Genomic DNA, 3,458 nt, shown 5'->3' on the forward strand with positions numbered 1-3,458 from the left:
TGTAAAACAATTGGACAAAAGTTGACATAATTTGTCATCTTTAATTGAATTGACATCCTCCCGACGCTGCTAATCGAGACAGGGCGGGATTCCCGCTCCATCAGGCTATAGGGGCTTTCTGCTTAAGACCGCACCTGCTGAGGAGGCCGAACCTATACATCGGTCTAAAGGCGCGCTCCTAAAGACTTGCCAGCGCAGTCAAAGGGGGTCTCCCCATGAGCGACTGGCGCTGACACTGCTAGCCCAGCAGCCCGATCTTATTGAGGATAGCATACTATTGTAAGAACCGCTCTTATTGATTGGTTTTCCAATTGCGTCGCTCCCCTGACCGAGAGCGCGGGTCAAGGGCTAACGTTCGCTGAGAGTAAGACGGCTGCTGTTAAAAGATGAAAGCTATGTGCGTCAGTAGGTGGAATTCTCACAGATATTAAGCCTGCTCTTGAAGATAAGTTACAGATAATAGTCAGTGGTCTTCTGTGTTTGCGCAGCATTGCGTTAGCAAAACAGGAAACTAGCTTTAAAGCTCATGCAATTCCGGCCTGGGTAAGTTTGGGTAAGTTTAGTAGAACGGAGAGATCTAGCGCTAGGCGCAAGTCATATCATGTCCGCTTGAATACTTATACTTTAGTGTAAGGAAGGCAGAAGGTTTTCTTGCAATTGTCACTTACATTTTATCCACAAACGATGCTACCGGACATGATATCAGGAGGTAAAAGACAAAAGTAATCTATGACTAAGCTTTATAATTCATCTTCAGTGTAACCTAGTACATTAATATTCACACTAGAAAACCCCTACCGATCTTAATGAGGAGCATACAAGTAGCAAACATTTTCCGATTTCATACTTAGAGTACCTGTCTATATAGTAATTTTATCTGGGTTGTACAGAAAATGTCCAGGCACAAAGCAACAGATAAAAGGCCAAAAACTACAGGCCACAGAGGCCATAATTTCAGACTATTTATCAAAATTTTGTATTTATTAAAAAGTATATATTTATTACTATAGCATAATAAAAAAGAAGACAGCAAGTTATTCAAGGAAAAAAGCTCACAGGTAATGTTTTTGAGTCAGGTGGTGAAAGCTATAAGGGATATGAGGGAAATGAATCTTGAGTCGATCAACATAGGACTTACGCACGCGAACCCAGAAATCTGGTGGCAGATGTCTATTGCTCAAACCAACAATTTCTCCAAGAAACCCCGTTTCTTTGTGTAAGTCCTAAAATAGTTTTTTGGTCATTTTGAGAATATATATATCGGAACTTTTTGACGATTAAGGGTTTATTTTGCGATAATTGCCGTAGCAGTTAAACTTATAAAGTAACGATGGAAAAAATAGGATAGTTTTAATATGGTATCTTTTAAGATTCTTGTGGTGGATGATGACCCAGCAATTAGAAACTTAGTTCATCGCTTTTTAAGTCAACAAAACTATCAAGTAGAGTCTGTACAAGATGGTCAAACAGCCTTAGTTTTATTTAAGGAATTTCAACCAGACTTAGTTGTTTTAGATATCAATCTACCAGACACTACTGGTTTTCAGCTTTGTCAGGAAATGCAAAGTTATAATGATGTGTTAGTACTGATGTTGACCAGTTTAGCTGATGAAGCTGATAAAGTCAAAGGTTTTGGCTTGGGTGCTGACGATTATCTCACAAAACCATTTGGTTTAGTAGAACTTGGTGCCCGTATTAGAGCACTATTGAAGCGTCCCAGACTACTTTCTCAAAAAAAATCAGAGCAACTCATATTCGGGGATTTAGTAATAGATTCTACTAGTAGAGAAGCGAAATTTCAGAATAAAATTATCCCTCTAACTCATATACAATTTAATTTATTATCTTGTATGGCTAGTAAACCTGGCTATGCTTGGAAACGCTCTGAATTGTACAATAAAGTCTGGGATAGTGAGTGGGTAGGGGACCTAAAGTGTTCTGATGTACACGTTGGTCAGATTCGCAAAAAGCTGAGAGAATCTGGTTGTGATTTTGAGTATATAACAACTGTTTGGAAAGTAGGTTATAAGTTTGAAGTTCCAGCAAAAAATGATTCTATATAGGAGTAAATAATTTTAATTTTCCCTGGTGATTTTTATAAGATTTTGCTCCTCTTATTGTTTGCATAATCTTGACATGCTTACTTTATAAATACTTAAAAATACTGCTGATATTCCTGTTTATATTTGTGCATTTTTAACTAAGACAAAGCTTGAATTTAACTAACTTGATTTAGCAGTTTTTTTGTTGATTAAAATGTGAATATTTGATAGTAAAATAACCCCACACTGAAATATTTGTGTGGGAGTACATCACTAAATACAAAATAGGCATCTACTGGCAGGATAAAAAAGCAATTTAATCAATGTTTATCTCCTTTAACTATCCTATTGGGTGTAGCGCTATAGTGGTTAAAATTACAACAAAATTAAGAGCAGTAGTAAGAAATTACCAAGGAAAAATAAAGGGGTTGCAGAAGGTAATTTTTTCTGGCTTTGGTAAGAATAATTATAATCGCTATGAGGAACAATATCTACAATTAGAGTAATATTATCATTACCTACCACATACACAACATCTTCAGGATAAATTGTAATTTCTTGGAGACATTTAGCATTCCATACACTACCTCGATAGCGGATTCTACCAAGTTCATTTGGTAGAATGATTTCATCAACAACTGCTTCCTTAGACATGGCTAACAGATATGGGTTATTTGAACTAGAATTTTTTAAGACACCATTGACAGTATTGAACATTTATAACTCCTATCCTAATATATAAGTTAATTGTAGAAAAATAGTAATTAGTAATTGAACTATGATTTTGGGGTGAATACCTCTGACTCAAGTTTTTTATTGACTTTTAACTTGTTCCAATAATCTTCAGTGAATCAAAGATCGACTAGCTAATTGCTATAGAAACTTTAGTATTAATTTTGTTCTATATTTTAAGCTTCGGTCTTCCTAGTTGTAAATCTGGAATTTTTGCTCGAAAGTAGAAACTTTTTGTCAATCAGGAGTTAAGCTAAATTTTTTCTAAGAAAGCGATCTTTTTAATTTCCTTATTTCCCTTAATACCAAGCGTGATAAATGTTTGTTACAAATGGTACAAGTAATATCAAATACGTTAATGTTTGCTACAAAAGTATTGATAGGGAGATGGGGGGATGGGGATATAGGGTAGTAGGGTGATTGGGTAATGGGAAAATTCTTAAGTAGCACAATTTTTTGTATTTCATATAAGGAAGAGGGAAAACCAAAGTTGGAAGAAGGAAGAAGGAATAAATAATAAAGAATCAATAATATCAAATCCGGTAGCATTGGTGTAATTAGATAAGGAGTCAGGAGTCGCGGAGGGAAGATAATTTAGATAAGGAGTCAGGAGGTGCGGAGAAATATTGGATTTGAACTATTAAATTTTTAAATTCGTATTCAATAGAACATCTGTATTAAGAG

Annotated in this window: 2 protein-coding genes; one reads left to right on the plus strand and one right to left on the minus strand. The window is 35.6% G+C overall.

Translation table 11 applies throughout. The annotated features are described in order from the left end of the window. Nucleotides 1–1,355 precede the first annotated feature (1,355 nt). Entirely contained in the window at nucleotides 1,356–2,063 is a 708-nt protein-coding gene (locus F6K22_RS36145) for a response regulator transcription factor (protein WP_293109455.1), read from the plus strand. Between the two features lie 354 nt (nucleotides 2,064–2,417). On the opposite strand, the gene F6K22_RS36150 is transcribed toward F6K22_RS36145, so the two are convergent. Next, complete coding sequence (locus F6K22_RS36150; RefSeq protein WP_293109457.1) at nucleotides 2,418–2,759, minus strand: NfeD family protein; 342 nt, start codon at nucleotides 2,757–2,759, stop codon at nucleotides 2,418–2,420. Between the last annotated feature and the right edge of the window lie 699 nt (nucleotides 2,760–3,458).

This window comes from Okeania sp. SIO2F4 (assembly GCF_010672385.1).
GTDB lineage: Bacteria > Cyanobacteriota > Cyanobacteriia > Cyanobacteriales > Microcoleaceae > Trichodesmium.